The 17,670-nt window shown below is 54.5% G+C and carries 13 protein-coding genes; 7 read left to right on the top strand and 6 right to left on the bottom strand.

Annotated features, from left to right (window positions below):
• Nucleotides 1-19: 19 nt before the first annotated feature.
• Both KJW29_RS26455 and KJW29_RS26450 read right to left on the bottom strand, forming a co-directional pair.
• A complete protein-coding gene (locus KJW29_RS26455) occupies nt 20-1,306 on the bottom strand; it encodes a sensor histidine kinase (protein ID WP_214626893.1) in 1,287 nt (428 codons plus the stop codon).
• A gap of 1 nt (nt 1,307) precedes the next feature.
• Nucleotides 1,308-1,985, bottom strand: a complete 678-nt coding sequence (locus KJW29_RS26450; protein WP_214626892.1) for a response regulator transcription factor — start codon at nt 1,983-1,985, stop codon at nt 1,308-1,310.
• Nucleotides 1,986-2,248: 263 nt separating this feature from the next.
• Here KJW29_RS26450 and KJW29_RS26445 point away from each other — a divergent pair, with 263 nt between their 5' ends.
• The 5 genes from KJW29_RS26445 (at nt 2,249) to KJW29_RS26425 (ending at nt 9,600) form a co-directional block, all read left to right on the top strand.
• Nucleotides 2,249-3,073, top strand: coding sequence for a polyphosphate polymerase domain-containing protein (locus tag KJW29_RS26445; protein WP_214626891.1), 825 nt, complete (start codon nt 2,249-2,251; stop codon nt 3,071-3,073).
• Nucleotides 3,066-3,758 carry a DUF4956 domain-containing protein gene (locus tag KJW29_RS26440; protein ID WP_214626890.1) on the top strand — a complete coding sequence of 231 codons (693 nt, stop codon included), beginning with the start codon at nt 3,066-3,068 and terminating at the stop codon, nt 3,756-3,758. The genes KJW29_RS26445 and KJW29_RS26440 overlap by 8 nt, the downstream gene beginning before the upstream one ends.
• Before the next feature lie 38 nt (nt 3,759-3,796).
• Nucleotides 3,797-5,971, top strand: a complete 2,175-nt coding sequence (locus KJW29_RS26435) for a carbohydrate-binding domain-containing protein (RefSeq protein ID WP_214626889.1) — start codon at nt 3,797-3,799, stop codon at nt 5,969-5,971.
• A gap of 779 nt (nt 5,972-6,750) precedes the next feature.
• Complete coding sequence (locus tag KJW29_RS26430) at nt 6,751-7,773, top strand: ABC transporter substrate-binding protein (protein ID WP_214626888.1); 1,023 nt, start codon at nt 6,751-6,753, stop codon at nt 7,771-7,773.
• 132 nt (nt 7,774-7,905) lie between these two features.
• Nucleotides 7,906-9,600 carry a helix-turn-helix domain-containing protein gene (locus KJW29_RS26425; protein WP_214626887.1) on the top strand — a complete coding sequence of 565 codons (1,695 nt, stop codon included), beginning with the start codon at nt 7,906-7,908 and terminating at the stop codon, nt 9,598-9,600.
• 6 nt (nt 9,601-9,606) lie between these two features.
• Here the strand turns inward: KJW29_RS26425 and KJW29_RS26420 are convergent, their stop codons facing one another.
• Nucleotides 9,607-10,107: a hypothetical protein gene (locus tag KJW29_RS26420; protein ID WP_214626886.1), complete on the bottom strand. Its 501-nt coding sequence runs from the start codon at nt 10,105-10,107 to the stop codon at nt 9,607-9,609.
• 158 nt (nt 10,108-10,265) lie between these two features.
• Between KJW29_RS26420 and KJW29_RS26415 the strand changes: the two genes are divergently transcribed.
• Nucleotides 10,266-10,775, top strand: a complete 510-nt coding sequence (locus KJW29_RS26415; RefSeq protein ID WP_214626885.1) for a hypothetical protein — start codon at nt 10,266-10,268, stop codon at nt 10,773-10,775.
• Between the two features lie 242 nt (nt 10,776-11,017).
• Here the strand turns inward: KJW29_RS26415 and KJW29_RS26410 are convergent, their stop codons facing one another.
• From KJW29_RS26410 to KJW29_RS26400, 3 genes are all read right to left on the bottom strand, one after another.
• The gene (locus tag KJW29_RS26410; protein WP_246608394.1) at nt 11,018-12,688 is read right to left on the bottom strand and encodes a transposase; all 1,671 of its coding nucleotides are present in this window, start codon (nt 12,686-12,688) and stop codon (nt 11,018-11,020) included.
• 219 nt (nt 12,689-12,907) lie between these two features.
• Entirely contained in the window at nt 12,908-14,602 is a 1,695-nt protein-coding gene (locus tag KJW29_RS26405) for a M3 family oligoendopeptidase (protein ID WP_214626884.1), read from the bottom strand.
• Between the two features lie 166 nt (nt 14,603-14,768).
• Nucleotides 14,769-16,484, bottom strand: a complete 1,716-nt coding sequence (locus KJW29_RS26400; RefSeq protein ID WP_214626883.1) for a proline--tRNA ligase — start codon at nt 16,482-16,484, stop codon at nt 14,769-14,771.
• A 501-nt stretch (nt 16,485-16,985) separates the two neighbouring features.
• On the opposite strand from KJW29_RS26400, the gene KJW29_RS26395 reads away from it, so the two are divergent.
• On the top strand, nt 16,986-17,660 hold the full coding sequence (locus KJW29_RS26395; protein WP_246608393.1) for an S-layer homology domain-containing protein: 675 nt from the start codon (nt 16,986-16,988) through the stop codon (nt 17,658-17,660).
• Nucleotides 17,661-17,670 lie beyond the last annotated feature (10 nt).

Genomic DNA, 17,670 nt, shown 5'->3' with positions numbered 1-17,670 from the left:
TGGAACGCACGCTTTAGCTTTAGTGAGCCGGCAGCTGCAGCAGGAACGTCGTTGATTCGCCGACCGTGCTTCTTGCCTGCAGCTTGCCGCCATGCTGATCCACGATGGACCGCGCGATCGCAAGGCCCAGTCCGTAGCCGCCCTGCGAACGGGTACGCGAGGTGTCCGTACGGTAGAAGCGGTCGAAGATCCGGCCGAGATGCTCCGGCGCGATGCCTTCGCCGGTATTGGTGACCGACAGCACGACATCGTGCTGTTGTTTTTTTAGCGCGATCGTAATTTCGCCGCGCGGATTTGCGTACTTGATGGCGTTGTCCAGGAGAATCATGATGACTTGCTTCATCTGCTCGGGACTGCCGACCGTCTTTAACCCGTGCTCGATGTCGTAATCCAATCGAAGCTGCTTCTCAAAAATCACCGCCTCCATCGTCAGCATGATCGTCTCCAGCGTGTCGCTGAGATCGAATTCCGCGTGCATCATGGTGGAACGCGCCTCGTCCATCTCCGTCAAGTACAGCAAATCGCCCGTCAGCTTCGCCATCCGGTGGGTCTCCTGCTTGATGTAGTGCAGCCACTTCTCCTGGCTTGCGATCGTATCCTCGCGATTGGCGAGCAGCACATCCGTATTGGTCTGAATGACGGCCAGCGGCGTCTTGAGCTCATGCGAAGCATCGGCGATGAACTGCTTCTGCTTTTCGAATGCTTGTTTAACAGGCTGGATGGATCGATTGGCGAAGAGTCGGCTGATAAAATAGATGACGATCAGCATCCCGAGACCAACGGCCGCGAACGTGTAGATCAGCTTGGTCAAAATAGCCTGCTGAGCGGTGACGTCCATGAATACGTACAACGTGCCTACGTTCGTCTCCTGCGCGTTAAACGCCCAGTCATTGCCGTCATGCGCGAATTGTCCGGTCTCCCCGCCGCTCGCAAGTGCCTTGCGCAGCGCCTCTTCGTAGAAACCATCTTCCAGATCGAACGGCGAATCCGCCGCTTTAATCGTGCCGTCCGCGCTTGCCAGCAGCATAAACGAGACGGTTCTGCCCGGGGGCGGTCCGCCGTAGCCCGATTGGAGCGGCAGAGTGCCCGGCAGAACGTTCTGGAAGCCGCCGCCCGGCATCCGCCGCTTGCCGTCTCCGCCGAGAGGCATCCGGAAAAACTCGGATGTTTTATGCAGCTCAATATCGATATCTCTCCGTACATCCTGATACGTGATCGTATAGATCGTGACAAAGGCGACCAGCATCATGACGGAGATCGTCACAAGGTTGAGCAGGAGGAAACGGTTTTTCAGCTTTTTAAACATTTTATTTGGCCACCTCCAGCACGTAGCCGACGCCCCGGATCGTGTTGATCTTCACCTCGGAGTGGAGGAAGGTCAGCTTTTTTCGCAGGAACGAAATGTACACCTCCACGTTGTTATATTCTACTTCCGAATCGAATCCCCACAGCTTCTCGATAATTTGTTCCTTCGACGTGACTGCTTGCTTTCGTGTCGCCAGCAGCTCCAGCAGCTCGCATTCCTTTAGATTAAGCTTTAGCTCCTTGCCCTTAACGGTGACCTTTAATTGGGCCGTGCTCAGCTCGATATCTCCGAAGGAGATGCCATCCTCGGGGATGACCTCGCCCTTGCGGCGCAGCGCCGCCCGAATTCGCGCCAGCAGCTCTTCGGTAGAGAACGGCTTGGCGATATAGTCGTCGGCGCCGTGATCGAGCCCGGCTACTTTATCCGTGATTTCGCCTTTGGCCGTCAGCAAAATGACTGGTGTGGGCATGCCTTCGCCCCGAAGCTTGCGAAGCACCGTCATGCCATCCATCTCCGGCATCATGATGTCGAGCAGCAGCAGGTCGTAGATGCCGCTCAGGGCGTAATCGTAGGCGGAACGGCCATCATGCACGACATCTACGGAGTAATGTTGTTTCTTTAATATTTGTGATAAGGCCTCGGCCAAATGAGTTTCGTCTTCCGCGATCAATATCCTCATCGTGTATCATCCCTTGCTTGAAGTCTTTGTTTGTTATCTCATTATAGCAATTCAACCTTGAATCAACCTTAACTTTGCAGCGCGGCCCGCATCGGATAACAAAGAGTTTGCGCGGGTGCTTGCAGACGGCCCCATATAATGAAGCGGAAACTTTTTGGAGGAATTGTAAAGGTGTTTAAGGTTCATTCAAGGTTGAAGGGCTAATATACAGACAAGGCAAGCGGCACTGTGAAAGCGGCAAGCGACGAAAGGGAGGATCGGCAATGGCCATTGAGGTATTTAACCGATACGAAAATAAATATGTGCTCGACGATGCGGCATATCGGAGCTTCTACTACGATCTGCTCGACCATATGGAGCTGGATGACTATAACAAGCAGCATGAATACTATTCGATCTGCAATTTGTATTTTGATACGGCGCATGATTCGCTCATCCGCACCAGTCTGTCCAAGCCGAAGTACAGGGAGAAGCTCAGACTGAGAGCCTACGGCGTGCCCGGCGAGGATGCGAAGGTGTATCTGGAGCTCAAAAAGAAGGTGTTCGGCATCGTCAACAAGCGCAGAACGGGATTGAAGCTGGCCGAGGCGTACGACTTCGTCCGTACGGGGATTGCCCCGGAGCACCAGTCCTACATGAACAAGCAGGTGGTTGCCGAGATTGCTTACTTCCTGAGCCGCTATGAGCTGGAGCCCAAGGTATACCTGGCCTACGAGCGTAAAGCGATGTTCAGCAAGGAGAGCCGCGATCTGCGCATTACCTTCGATACCAACATCCGCCACCGGCGTTACGATCTGGGGTTGGAGCTCGGCGATCATGGCGAGCCTCTAAATCCCGAAGGCAAGTGGCTGATGGAGGTCAAGGCGGAGAAAACCGTTCCGATGTGGCTGTCGAGGCTGCTTTCGGAGCATGGCTTGTACCGTACGAGCTTCTCCAAATACGGCAACGAATACAAAAAAACGGTGCGCGGCGGTATTCGCTCTGACAGCGCGGTGGCAATGGCGGCTCCCGCGGGCCGCATAGCCGTTGCATCCGGTCAGTCCCAATCTATTCCTCAACAAGAAAGCGAGCGTGTCTTATATGTTTGATTTTCAAAGTTTATTTAATCCAACGACGGCAGAGACGACGATGACTTTCGGCTCGGCGGTAGCTACCATTTTGATCGCGATCGCGCTGGGCGTTATTATTAGCATGACATACATGCGCACGAACCAGAGTGGATATTCGCCGAACTTCACGCTCACGATGGTTATTCTTCCCGTCATCGTCGCCATTATTATCCTTCTCATCGGCAGCAACATCGCGCGGGCGTTCAGCCTCGCGGGCGCCTTCTCCATCATCCGGTTCCGCAGCGCGCCCGGCGATCCCAAGGACATTGCTTACGTGCTCTTTACGATGGCGGCCGGACTTGCGTGCGGCGTCGGAGCTTTCGGTTATGGGGTGCTGTTCACAATTATTTTGTGCGTGCTCATGTTCGTGCTCAGCAAGATCAAGTATGGCGCAAGGAAGGCCGAGCAGAAGCAATTAAAAGTCACGATTCCGGAGAGTTTGGGCTACGAGGAAGCATTCCGCGAAGTGTTCGAGCAATTCGGGGTGGCGTATGAGTTAAAGCGAGTCCGCACGACGGAGCTGGGAAGCCTGTACGAGCTGGTGTATGGAGTAACGCTCGGGCAGACGGTGAACCAGAAGGAACTGCTGGACGCGATTCGTTGCCGGAACGGCAATTTGGATGTGTCCCTGACCATGACGCCGACCGTAGTGGCGGATTATTAACATTTAGATTTCGGAGATTCGGAAAGGGAGGATACCAGATGAAGAGTGCAAAGATCAAACATTATATAGGCGTTATCGCGTTGTGCGCCGTGCTTCTGACGTCGGCTTGCAGCAAAAATGACGACGGAGCGGCAGCGGCTACGGCTATCCCATCGACGGAGCAGGCGGCAAACCAGGGATCTGAGGGTTCCGCAGCTCTGGAGCAGGTCAATCTTACGATGGATGATCTCGTTTCGTTCGATGATGAGGACTACGATACCGCCTGGAGTGCGGACTCGGCGACGAGCATCGCCTTCGAGGGAGAGAGCGCTGCCGTCAGCGGCAGCGGGGCGAAGGCGGCGGAAGACGGATCGGTCAGCATAACGGCTGCGGGCACCTATGTGCTGAGCGGGCAGTTGAACGATGGACAGATTACGATCGATGCGCCGGACGAGACTGTTCATGTCGTGTTGAACGGCGTCGGGCTGAGCAACAAGGATAATTCGCCCTTCTACATCGTTGAGGCTGGAAAGGTTATCGTCACGCTGGAAGAAGGGACCGATAATACGCTCACGGACGGCGCGGATTATGTCTACGCAGATGCAACGGCCGACGAGCCGGATGCGGCGCTGTTCAGCAAGGCGGATCTGATTATTAACGGCACCGGTTCTCTGACGGTGAAGGGCAACTATAATGACGGCATCAAAAGCAAGGATGATTTGCTGCTTGTGTCCGGCGAAATCAACGTAAAGTCCATCGATGACGGACTGGTGGGCAAGGACCGGGTAGCCGCGCTGGAAGGCGTAACGCTGACCGTGGATGCGGGCGGAGACGGTTTGAAGTCGACGAACGCGGAGGAAGAGGGCAAAGGGATTGTCGCAATCGGCGGCGGAACATTCGATATCGTCTCGGGCAACGACGCGATTCAAGCGGAGACCTCGCTGCTCGTCGAAGAAGGCGCGTTCAAACTGGTCAGCGGCGGCGGCAGCGCGAACGGCGAGACCCATGTCGAGGAACGCGGCGGTTGGGGCGGCGGCCAAGGCATGATGGGCGGCAGGCAAGGCGGTACAGAGGGCGCTACTAGTACAAAGCCTGGTGGCGCAGGAGCAACGGGAGCCGCTGCGAGTACGTCTGCATTAAATGCGGATAATGTTGAAACGGCGGCTCTTCCCTCCAGTACCTCCGGCGGTGTAACGACTGCAACGGAGTCCACCAGCGCCAAAGGGCTGAAGGCAGGCGGCGGCCTGCAAGTGAACGGAGGCGCGTTCGAAGTCGACGCGGCGGATGATGCCGTGCATACGAACGGCAGCCTGCTCATTAATGGCGGCACCTTCTTGCTGGCAAGCGGCGATGACGGCATTCACGCCGACGCTTCGGTCACGATTGCCGGAGGCACGATCAATATTACGACAAGCTACGAAGGTGTAGAAGGTTCGACGATTACCGTCTCGGGCGGGGAGATTGCGTTAACGGCATCGGATGATGGCTTCAACGTCGCCGGCGGCAACGATTCTAATGCGGGCATGCCAGGCCGGGCTTCGCAGGACAGCTTCGCGGCAGGCTCCGATCGGTTGCTGACGATCAGCGGCGGCACGATCACGGTAAACGCGAACGGCGACGGGTTGGACGCCAATGGCTCCATTGTAATGAGCGGCGGAACGGTCTACGTGAACGGACCGACGGGCAACGGCAACGGCTCGCTCGACTACGACGGCACGTTCGACATCAGCGGGGGGTTGCTGATCGCGGCAGGCAGCTCCGGCATGGTGCAGGCAACGTCGGAGACCTCTACGCAGCAGTCGATCCTGATGACCTTTCCGCAGTCGCTTCAAGGCGGCACGAATGTGCGTCTGGTCGACGGCGACGGCAACGAGATCGCGGCCTTCGCTCCGGAGAAGACGTTCCAATCCGTGTTGTTCAGCTCTCCGGACATTAAACAAGGCAGCACATACGTCATCTACTCCGGTGACACGAAGATTGTAGAATTCGAGGTGACGAGCTCAGTCACTTGGGTGAACGAATCCGGCATTACGACCGGCGGCGGCATGGGCGGTCCCGGCGGCGGTATGGGAGGCGGAGCCGGTATGGGAGGCGGCCAGCGCCCGGATCGTGGACAGCGTCCTGAAGGGGACCAGAGCGGTCAACCGCCAGAGGGCTTCGAGCCGCCGGCTGATGGAGCGGCTCCGCCAGCCGGAGCGGAAGCCCCGGCTGCGGGTAGTCCGCAGATGCAGTAGCGTTGCCAGCAGGAAGCACGCAGTCGCAGTAGGACTGCTGTAGGAGTGAAAGCCAGCTGCAGGTAGCCCGTAGACGCAGTAGTGTTTCCGGAGGGGAGCACACGGCTGTAAGCTCGGCAGCTAAGGTCCGGTGCGTGGGAGACAGGAGCGGCAGAATGCATATGATGTAACAAAGATTATGGAGCGAAAAGCGGTATAGGCCTTCATTCATGTACAAGAACCGTCAGGCAATCGGCTGGAATTAACAGCTTGTGCCTGGCGGTTTTCTGTCATTATGTCCTCGGAACATAAGCGTGCGATAACAATTGTACGAATATACACAATTATTAGCCCAGAAGCGTTAGTTTTCGGTTTATTTGTGCATATCTACACAAATATTCACTTTGCGGACCCTTGGGCGGGGAAGTTTAACAAGAATTTGTGTATAATTGAACAATTTACTCCACATGGCCGATCTCCGATCATGAATTTGTGTATAAATGTACAATTACGCTCGAAGGCTGCTGTTAAAAATAGAGGAAAACATAAGTTTGCTCATACTTTCTCTACGCGGTTTCGTCGAAACGAGGACGATTATAGAAAAGGACGCCTTCGGGCGTTTTTCTCACGGAGCGCGATGCGGCAATAAGATCGGCGGTTTTCGTTGAACTTTCGATTTAAGAGCCCATTCGCGCATTTTGTCCAGTTTTTTTGCGGGAAATGTCCATGGATTAAGCGGATGGAGGGGAGTAAGATGAATACGTCGATAATGAGAATGTTTATCAAATGGAGGAATCACGATGTATACCCCTGCACGCCAAAAAAATGGGATCACCCTGCTCGTCCTGCTGCTGACGGCGCTTCTGCTGGCCGCTTGCGGCTCGAATAACGCGCCTGCTGCTTCGCCTTCCCCATCTCCATCGCAAGAAGCGTCGCCGACGTCGTCGGCGGAGCCTTCTCCGTCAGCGGAGTCCGGCACGCGCGAATACGAGGATGCATTGGGGCGCAAAGTCGAAATTCCGACCCGTCCGGAGCGTATTATCGCTCACTATTATGCTTCCGAATTTACGGCGCTCGGCGTTCCGATCATCGGAACGAACTACCTGAACGCGCAGCTGGTGTTGACGCAAGACCAACTTGAGGGCATTGAGGACATCGGCGGGGACGGACTTGTGCCGAACATCGAGAAGGTGCTGGCGCTGGAGCCCGACCTGATCGTGGTGCCTGACTTCCTCGAGGCAGCCGACGTGGATGCTCTGTCCAAAGTCGCTCCGACGGTTGTCGTCGCTTATGGCGCTGACGCATTCGAGCATGTTCGCGAGGTGGCTGACCTGGCGGGCAAGCCGGAGCTTGCGGAGGCCTGGCAGAAGGGCTATGACGAGAAAGTGGCGAAGCAACGCGAAGTCGTCCAGGCTCAAATTAAACCCGGAGAGACGGCATCGGCATTCGTCCTTTACTCGGACAAGAAGCTGTATGTCTACAACAAACAACGGCTGGGTCCGACTATGTACGATGCGTTCGGCTTCCAGGTTCCCGCCAAGGTAACGGAGCTGTTCGCAAGCGATCCGTCGCAGCTGTGGGCGGAGATCTCGCTGGAGAAGCTGCCGGAATACGTTGGCGATCGCATCTTCCTGGTAGGTCCAGGCGATGACGAAGAATCCAAAAAGGTGCTTAATGAGGTGTTAAACGGACCTGTGTGGAGCACGCTTCCTGCAGTGAAGAACAACCAGGCGTATATCGTAGGTTCGCGCTGGGCCATGAACGACCCGCTGTCGCTGGAGTGGCTGCTGGACGAGATGGCTGCCGTGCTGACAGCCAAGTAGGATTACGGTTGTTGTTTGGACAATAAGGGTATGGCCAGGATAGCCAAGGGCGCAGCTTTACGTTGCGTGACTTGGCTATTTTCGTTATAATCGCATTAATTGATAATCGTTATCACTTGAGGTGGAGTTGTAATGCCTGAAATGCCTGAAATGCCTGAAATGAATGGAGCAATTTCCGCGGCTTTGCCTCCGCAAGTTTATTTGACGGGAATCGCGGAGGAGAGCTACTTCGGCGACCGGACGTGGTCGCTGGGCGAGGCAAACGAATATACGCTGCTGGCCGCCATGGACGGAGCCGGCCTCATTATCTCCCATACAGACGGCGGGAGGCATCTTCTGGATCGGGGGCATTGTCTGTTGCTGTCGCCAGGCGCCGAGACGGAGCTCAAAGTGGTTAGCGAAACGGAGCTTAAAGTATACCTGCTGAAGTTCCTTATTCCAAGCGGCGGCCAAGGTTTGCAGCTGCTTGCAGCCGGCTGTCAGCCGTTTCCGTGCGAGCCCGTGCATCGGCTTGCGATCAGACTGGCGGAGCTGCTGGCGTTACAAGGGAAGCAGTGCGACGCGAGCTTGCGTTCACCTTTGCCCGGCGCCATTGGCGATAGTAGAGAGAGCGGCGCGGAAGATGCGCTTCTGTCACTCCATCGTCATGTTCGATTTCAGGAGCTGATTTATGACGTATTGTCTGCTAGAAATGCCGCCAAGGCGGTTAAGGATCCGCGTTTGGCGATCGAGCGGACCATCGGTTACCTGGAGAAACATTACGGAGAGGATATAGAGATCGGCGGGCTTGCCGAGCGCGAAGGACTTAGCCGTTGGCGGTTCGAGCGCCATTTCAAGGCGTTGACGGGCCGCTCGCCTCTCGATTATCTGACGGCTTTGCGCATGAATAAGGCCAAGGAACTGTTGTCCCGTCAGGAACGAAAGGTGGGCGAAGTAGCCGCATTGGTAGGCTATCGCGACGAATATTATTTCAGCCGCAAGTTCAAGCAAGCGTTCGGAATGCCTCCATCCCGTTATGCGCATGGCGGCTGCTTAGCGGACCAACGCATATTCTCCATTCAGTATCTTGGCGAGCTGCTGGCATTGGGCGTGCTGCCGGTCGGCTCCAACAACGCGTTGTTGCGTACGATACCTGAAGCCCCGCGATCTATTAGGGGGGTAGAGGACTTGCCGCAGATTAATCTGCATCAGCTGTCGGGGCTGTCGCCGAACTTAATCCTGTTCCCGAGTTACCTGGATCAGCCCACTGCCGACCAACTGTCGGGGATCGCCGATGCCGTGAAGGTCGATTGGGAGAGCGACGTCTACACGCGTCTGCGCGCCATGGGACGTTTGCTTAAGCGGGAGGAAGAAGCGGAACGCTGGATTGAACGTTACGAAAAAAAGGCCATTCGAACGAGAGACAGACTGGAGCATTGCGTTCGAGAGGGGGAGACCGCGGCGGCATTCATCTATCACGACGACGGGCTGTTCGTCTATGCAGGCCACCACTTCGGTCATTCCTTATATCAGGGCATCGGCTTCGAACCGACGGCCGGCGTCCGAGCGTTAATGGATCGCGATCCCAATACGAAGTGGAAGCGCATTGAGCCTGTCGAACTGCCGTATTATGCCGGGGATCGCGTCTTTTTTGCCTTGGCCCGTTCGGGAAGGATGGCAGAAGCGGGCCGCCGGATGCTGCAGCATCCGGCTTGGCAGGAGTTGCCTGCCGTCCAGGAAGGAAAGAGCTACGTCGTGAGCGACGACTGGGCAAATTACAATCCCATTACGCTGGACAAACATCTCGATCATCTGGCACGATGTTTGCAGGTTCGGCGGCGGGCTTAAGTCTCTTCATGGAGAGAGCTCCTTGCTTCTGTCGAGTCTTACCAGCTTCGTTCCCGAATAGAAAGCTCCAAACGCGAGCAAAGGACCCCAAAGATAATAGTGCAGAACGTAATCGGGACGGCAGAACATGGGCAATTCCTCGCACAATACGGCATATCCGCTCTGCGGGAACCCTCTACCGTACCAGGGGTATCCCGTGCCTAGAAGCGTTCCCAGATAAACAAACACGACTTTCTCTGTCAGCATACCGATGACGACTCCATGCAAGGTTAGCCGTATTCGTCGTTCCCTGACATAAGCATACAGCATCCAGCCTAACGGCAGGTAAGGCACGGTCGAAAACGCCAGACCGTAATAAACAGCCGAAATTTCGCGGGACTGGTCCGCAGGCCGATCAAAGTAAAAGTAATAGCTGAGCGAGGTAACCAGAAGGGTTAGGATGTAAAAGCCCACGAACATAAATCCGGTCATTAAGGTCAGGCTTATCCACGGGTAACGATTCTTCATTTTCTGCCTCCTCCTCGTATTGCTGATGGATAGAACGGGTAAGCCGATACAAGCAAGGCAATTACATAGATATCGAAGAATTAGGATAGTATCCGGAGGAGTAACCCACGGAGAATACGGCCAACGATTCAATTATGTCTAAAGGGGGGAGTATTCCTATGCAAAAAACGACTAAAATGATAGTGCTGATACTCCTTGCCGTATTGGTGGTCTTACTCATACTGGCTGCCAATCAGAATTACAAATTGAAAGAACGGGTAACATCGGTCAAACATGAGTTGACCCTGTCCCAAATTCAATGGGATCTCGTTCAACTGGAAGGCGCCATTGCCTATCAGATCGAGTCGGAATGGACGCAGCCGTCGCATGTAAGAGAGAAGCTTGGGGATGTTTTGCAGGATATTATGGTCATTAGAGATTTGAATTCGGGAGTAGGTTTTATAACCAAAGCGGAAAGTGTACTATTAGACGCACTATATGATCAGCTTAGTAACTATCCCCATGATAATATGGTGGAGCCAATAAACGAACTAAGCGCAGAGGAGATCGATAAACTCCTTAAACTAAGGGGAGCCTTGCGGGATGTAGAATGGGGAATCGGATTTTCGAATTCGGGTCATTGGGACTCTTTTATCGAAAAGCTGGAGCACTTGTTGCCGCAATTATAATGGCAGCACAGGCTATCAAAGCTTTCCTACCCGTCCGGCGCCATTAGCGATTTAGAAAAAACCAGCGGCAGTCCAGAACTCATTCGTTCGTGGATGCTGCTGGTTTTTGTTCAATCTAACGGACAACACGAGGCTGTCTATTCACTGTAGATAAGAACGAGTTGCGTGCTGGAATGGGGAAATTTTGTGCTGGAGGGAGCCGCTGAGTGGGATGATCGGAGGGCTGGGGAGTCGGATTCTACTTAGTAACTAATGGCATTTCGACGTCGAATAAACCCAGGTCTTTGAGGAAGTAGCTTCCTCAACGTGAGTTTCAAATTAACGACCATGGCAGCCAAGTAACCTTTAAGCTGCAACGCTTTTCGGCTTTTCGTTAAGGGTCTCTCTAAACCACAGTCATTCTTCAATTCTTGGTTCTTTCGTTCAACCAGCATGCGCTGTTTGCGATCTAATTTGCCGCTAATCGTAGCGTTGTAATCCTTGGCAGCCTCGTACACTTCATAATAGTCACTGTGAAATACCCGGCGCTCTGCTTTTCCTGTTGTACATGCCGAGCGTAAGGGGCAACTTTCACAGTCTGTCTTTTCAAAATAGTATTGCCAACCGCTGCTTTGAGGAATATGACGCTTTTTTACGGTATCCTTTTCGTTCGGACAAGTGTAGCAGTCCTTTTCCTTGTCATAGCTAAATCGGGTGAGGTCGTATCCCTTTGAGGGGTTACTTCCCAGGATGACAGGGGCTACTACAGGGATGCCAATAGTGGCAAGCATAGTGCGCTGCAACCCGTGGCCGTAGGCGGTGTCACCTAACATGGCGCGTGGCGAAATTTCGAAAAAGCTTTGTACTTCTTTGGCCATTGCGTACATAGCTTCTCTGTCATGTTCATTCGCAGGTACGGCGTTCACATTCAGCACAACGGAGCTGGTCCCACACAAATTTTGTAGTTTGTAGCCACATGTGACGGTGGATGTATTCTTTCTCCCGACTCGAGCGTGCGGGTCAACAGCGCTCATAAGACGATCCTTTGCTCTTTCATGGCTCGGGATTTTTTCAAACACAATCTCTTGTTCGGTTTGGTTCCGCGCAGAGTCAATCGGGTCGCCATCAGTCGGCGGTACAGGTCGGCTGTTCTGCTCTAATATGTCCTGCAAAATGCGTTGCAAATGCTGAGAAGTCTCGCGCTCTTTTTCCGTGAGTTCTTTTTGCAACAAAGCAGACACATCCTCGAGTTGAAACCATTGAAGCAAACCATAAGCTTGTGCCACCAACTTGCTGAAAGCGAGCATGTGACCAGCAGTAGATGGTTGTACGGAGGTGCGAGCGTAGAGTCCATCGGTCTCAACCGAAGCGAGTGCGAGTTGGTATATCGCACGATGGCTACGTTTTAAATGTTGAAGGACCCGGATCATAGCATGTTGAATCAAGCGATAGGTGCGCGGCTTCGAGAGTGCGGGATTTGAGGCAAACGAGTCGATGATCCATTTCTCCGAGTGATCGCCCCAAAGGCCATGGCTGTACATTTGGGCAAGAATGTAGAAGTGGCAGGCTTTAAACATGGCGGTTCCCATACGTGAGCGGTCCAAGCCAATCGTACTGTGATCAAACCCAAAGAAGTCGACGGGCAAGCCTAAGAAACGCTTGATGAACAAGTCGCTAATTATGCGCTCTTCCACCTGGCGGTCGGAAAGACCGTAGTATATCTGAATAAGATGGACTTTAAGCTTCAGTGAAGGCGCATACGGGTGCTGTCCGCGCCCCGAGTAGAGCACGGAGCACAGTGAATCTGCAAAAGAAAAGTCTATCTTCTTCTCTAAGTGACTCCAAAAAGGATGCTCAGGAAGCTTGGAGTATACCATCATATCTGCAAAAGACATTTGATCGAACTCTTTGTAACGCACACGTCTATTCAACACAGCACAAACCCCCGGCCCAAGTATATCTTCCATTATACCTGGGTTCAGGGGAGATGGACTATGGAAGATCAGTTATTCACAATGAATCGACAGCCTCAACACCGACCCTATTTCGACGCTTTACCCCATGTTGGAAATGTAACGGACACCGGAATCCTTATTCAGTCTCAAGATAGGGAAACGTTACTCGAATAGCGCGAATAGGGTTGGAGGTGTCCTCTACAGAGCCTTGTCGTCCACGCCGTTCAGCCATGCCTCGATAGAGCCGATAACGGACGATACGCAGCCGTCTTCGAACGGCGAGTCGAGTCCTGCTGACTTCGCCAGCTCCGTGAAGGAGAGGCTGCCGCCAAGACGGCACAGACTGAGGTAGTCGTTCCATGCGGCTGTGCTGTCCTCGCGCGACTTTTTCCAGAATTGGAACGCGCAGAGCTGGGCCAACGTGTAGTCGATGTAATAGAACGGCGAGTTGAAAATATGAGCCTGCTTATGCCAGAAGCCGCCTGCCTCCAGATAGGCGTTGTCGCCGTAATCGCGGTGCGGCAAATATTTTTTTTCGATCTCGCGCCACGCTTGTTTCCGCTCAGCCGGCGACGCGTCCGGATTCTCGTAGACGTAATGCTGGAATTCGTCGACCGTCACGCCGTAAGGGATAAAAATCAGCGAGCTGGCGAGATGATGGAAGCGGTATTTGTCGGCATCCTCTTTAAAGAACAGCTCCATCCATGGCCATGTCAGGAACTCCATGCTCATGGAATGGATCTCGCATGCTTCATAGGTCGGGAAGGCATACTCCGGAACGGCGTATCCGCGACTCTCATACACCTGGAACGCATGGCCGGCCTCGTGCGTCAACACGTCGATATCGCCGGAAGTGCCGTTGAAGTTGGAGAAAATATAAGGCGCTTTATGCTCGCTGATATACGTGCAATAGCCGCCGCCTTGCTTGCCTTTTTTTGCGACGAGATCCATCAGCTCGTTGTCCTGCATGAAGCGGAAGAACGCGTCCGTCTCCGGAGACAGCTCCTCGTACATTTTGGCGCCGCCCGCTACGATCCAGTCCGGATCGCCCTTCGGCGTCGCGTTGCCGGACAGGAATGCCAGATTCTCGTCGTAGTAGAGCAGTTGGTCGATCGCGATACGGTTCTTCTGACGTTCCTTCAGCTTCGTTGCTACAGGAACGATATGGTCCAGCACCTGGCCCCGGAAGTTCGCAACCATAGCCGCGTCGTAATCCGTGCGGCTCATGCGCGCGTAGCCGAGCTCCACGAAGTTGTCGAAGCCGAGCTTCTTCGCGATGCGAGTCCGCACTTTGACGAGATCGTCGTAGATGCGGTCGAGCGTCGTCTCGTTCTCCGCCATGAAGCCGGAGGAGGCTTCCGCGGCGCGTCTGCGCATATCGCGATCCGTGGACTGCTGGAACGGACCGAGCTGCGCCAGCGTGCGCTCTTCGCCTTCGAACGGGATCTTCGCGGAGGCGATCAGCTTGGAGTATTCCGTCGACAGCTTGTTCTCCTGCTGGAGATCCTCGATGACCTCGGGGCTAAACGTTTTGAGCGACAGCTCCGCGAGACGGAACAGCTGACTTCCCCACTTGGCTTCCAGCTCCGCGCGGTACTTGGCGCCGACAAGCGCCCGGTAGTAGTCCGTCACGAACTCCTGGACGACCGGTCCGTTTTCGTCGAAGAAATCCTGCTCGGCCTTGTAGAACTCGTCGTTCGTATCGATGGAATGGCGAATGCTCGCGATCGTCTGCATCGTATCGAACTCGCTGCGCAGCTTGTTCATATCCGCCATCGCCGCATCTTGCTTCTCGTAGCCGTCCGCTGCCTCGAACGCGGCCAGCAGCTCTTTGAACCTTCCCTCGAACGCCTTCACGTCCGGTCTCTCGTATGTGTACTCGCTAAATTTCATGATTACGGCACCGCCTTTGTTTGGATTGCAATCCCTCTTCCATTATACCCCAATATCGGAGCGGAGACAGAAGAACAAATGGATATAACCGTTCGCGACGCAAGTCGGTGGCAGAAAGCAGCGTCAACCGATCCTGTCGACAGCTCCTTGACTGCATAATACCGTGTTAGTGCAACGAAGCCGCGTTGGCGCCGCTTATGAGATCCAGCGCTTCCGCGACCGGTACAAGCCGCTTCTCGCCGGAATGTCGCTCTGCATATTCGACGTTGCCATCCGCGGCGTCCTTGCCGATGACGATGCGAATCGGCAGGCCAATCAGATCGGCATCCTTAAACTTCACGCCGGCACGTTCGTCTCTGTCGTCCATCAGCACCTCGATGCCCATGCGCTGCAACGTTCCATATAAATCTTCGGCGACTTGCCGCTGTGTTTCATCCTTGACGGAGACAGGTACTAGATGGACAAGGTACGGAGCTACGGAAGTCGGCCAGACCATGCCGCGCTCGTCGTGATGCTGCTCCACGATCGCCGCGACGACACGGGATACCCCGATACCGTAGCAGCCCATAATGATGGATTGCTCTTTCCCGTTCGCATCCAGATAGCCGGCTCCCAGCGCCTCGCTATACTTGGTCCCGAGCTTAAACACATGGCCAACCTCGATTCCCTTCACGAATTGGAGGCGGCCTTCTTCGCAGCGGGAGCAGAGCTCCCCTTCCTTAACGGATCGGAAATCGCCCGAACGTTCGACGGAGAAGTCTCTGCCCGGAACGACGTTGCCGATATGATAGTCGGTTTCGTTGCCACCGGCGATGCCCCGTTCCATGGCGGCAACGGCTTCGTCGACGAGGAGGGGAATAGACAAGCCGATTGGTCCGGCGAAACCGATCTCCGCTCCCGTCGCCTTCATGACCGTTTCCGAGTCTGCCAGCACGATTTCGTTAGCGCCCAAGAGATTTTTGACTTTCAACTCGTTGACCTCGTGGTCTCCTCGTACAAGTACGGCGACCGGATTCCCGTCGGCCGAGTAAATAATCGTCTTGATGACATCGCCGGCCTGGATCGCAAGGTGCCGGGTCAGTTGTTCGATCGTGCGCACGTCCGGCGTATGGATTGTCTCGATTGCGGGAACGGATTTGCCGCGATGCTCGGCGAGCTCCGCCTTCGACGCTGCTTGCTCCAGATTCGCGGCATAATCGCAATGAGGACATACGACGACGATATCTTCGCCAATGTCGGCCAGCGCCATGAATTCATGCGTGCCGCCCTCTCCGCCGATCGCGCCCGCATCCGCTTCGACTGCGCGAAATCTCAAACCGCAGCGTTCGAAGATACGGTGGTAGGCGTCGTACATTTTGCGATAAGAGCGGTCCAGACCCTCCAACGTGGCGTCAAAAGAATACGCGTCCTTCATCAGAAACTCCCTGCCGCGGAGCAAGCCGGATCGCGGACGCCGTTCGTCGCGGAACTTCGTCTGCACTTGGTACAGCGTAACGGGCAATCGGCGATAGGAGCCGATCTCGTTCTTGACCAGCGTTGTAATGACTTCCTCATGCGTCGGGCCTAACGCAAACTCGCGTCCATGCCTGTCGGAGAGGCGGATCAGCTCGGGGCCGTAAGCGTCGTAACGACCGGAATCCTTCCAAAGCTCGGCGGGCTGCAGTGCCGGCATGAGCAGCTCCTGCGCGCCCGCGCGCTCCAGCTCTTGCCGCACGATGGCTTCGACGTTGCGAAGTACACGCCGGCCGAGCGGCATATACGTATAGATGCCGGCGGCCAGCTGGCGAATGTAACCGGCCCGGAGCAGCAGGCGATGGCTGGCGACCTCCGCTTCCGCGGGCGCTTCTCGCAAGGTAGTCGCGAATAATTGGGATTGACGCATGTAGGTTGCCTCCTTCTATTAGTGCGTAAAACAAAAAGACACATTCGTTCAGGGACGAATGTGTCGTGGTACCACCCTTGGTTCGATCGCCGCGCGCGGCAGCAATCCTTCATCCGGATAACGGCCGGGGCCGGCAACGGTTACTTCAGTTCGCCGATGCTGCTGGCAAGGCGGGAATGTTCCGTTCGGGGGAGACCTCTCAGCCTTGCCGGTCCCTCTCTGAGCCGCCGCTTGCGGGAACATGCTCCTTGATCGAAGCAGTTGTTGCTGTCAAGTGTTGTTGATGATCATAGATGATAAACCCCGGTTCTGTCAAGCGCAGCCGATTGTATCGAACGTGTATGCACCGTACGGAAAAAAATTTTGGAATCGTGAAAAATAACAGGCTTCTCGATTGTATTTATCGTGTGAGGACAATGACAGGCAATCAAGATTGCCGGAAGTCTAATCAACGAACGAATACTTTATCGCGGAATTCCAAAACTTTACGAGGTGAGAACATTGAAAACAACATTCAAGATGATTACTCTTTCTACGGTTGCGGCGCTATCTTTAACGTTCGCAGGTCAAAGCTTTGCGGCTTCATCCCCTTTCTCGGATATATCGAATATTGCCATTAAAGATAAAATCGAATCCTTGCAAAGCGAAGGCATCGTCCAGGGCGTGTCGAGCGGATTGTTTGCACCGAATGACACGATCACAGCGGCACAAGGCATTCAATTGATTGTGAACGCCGCGGATTTGAATCTGGCTCTCGTCCGATTCCAGGTCGAACCGAAAGCGACGGACTATTATGAGCACGCGAACAATGAAGCGTGGTATGCGAATGCGCTAATTACGGCAAGCGTGAATGGCGTTCAACTGCCGGCCGATCTGGACCCTGACCAGAAATGGACCCGGGAAGAGTTCACTCATCAACTGATCAGCACGATCGAAGCTCACTTCGATCTTCCAAAGATTAAGCTTGCGCCTGTTCAGATTGCCGACAGCGCCGAACTGACCATCGATTACGAAGGGTCCGTTCAACGAGCGATTGCTTATAAGGTCGCTAAGCTGGATGACCAAGGGAACTTCGATCCCAAAGGCGAGATTTCCCGTGCCGAAGCCGCGGAGCAAATTTTTAACGTACTGGAATATGTGAAAGCACATCCTGCTCCAACGCCGCAAGCCGAATAAGATAGAGAGA

The sequence above is a fragment of the Paenibacillus agaridevorans genome (assembly GCF_018604145.1).
In the GTDB taxonomy this organism is placed as follows: domain Bacteria; phylum Bacillota; class Bacilli; order Paenibacillales; family Paenibacillaceae; genus Pristimantibacillus; species Pristimantibacillus agaridevorans.
Note: the sequence above shows the minus strand (reverse complement) of the source record. Positions and strands in the feature narration are given on the sequence as shown.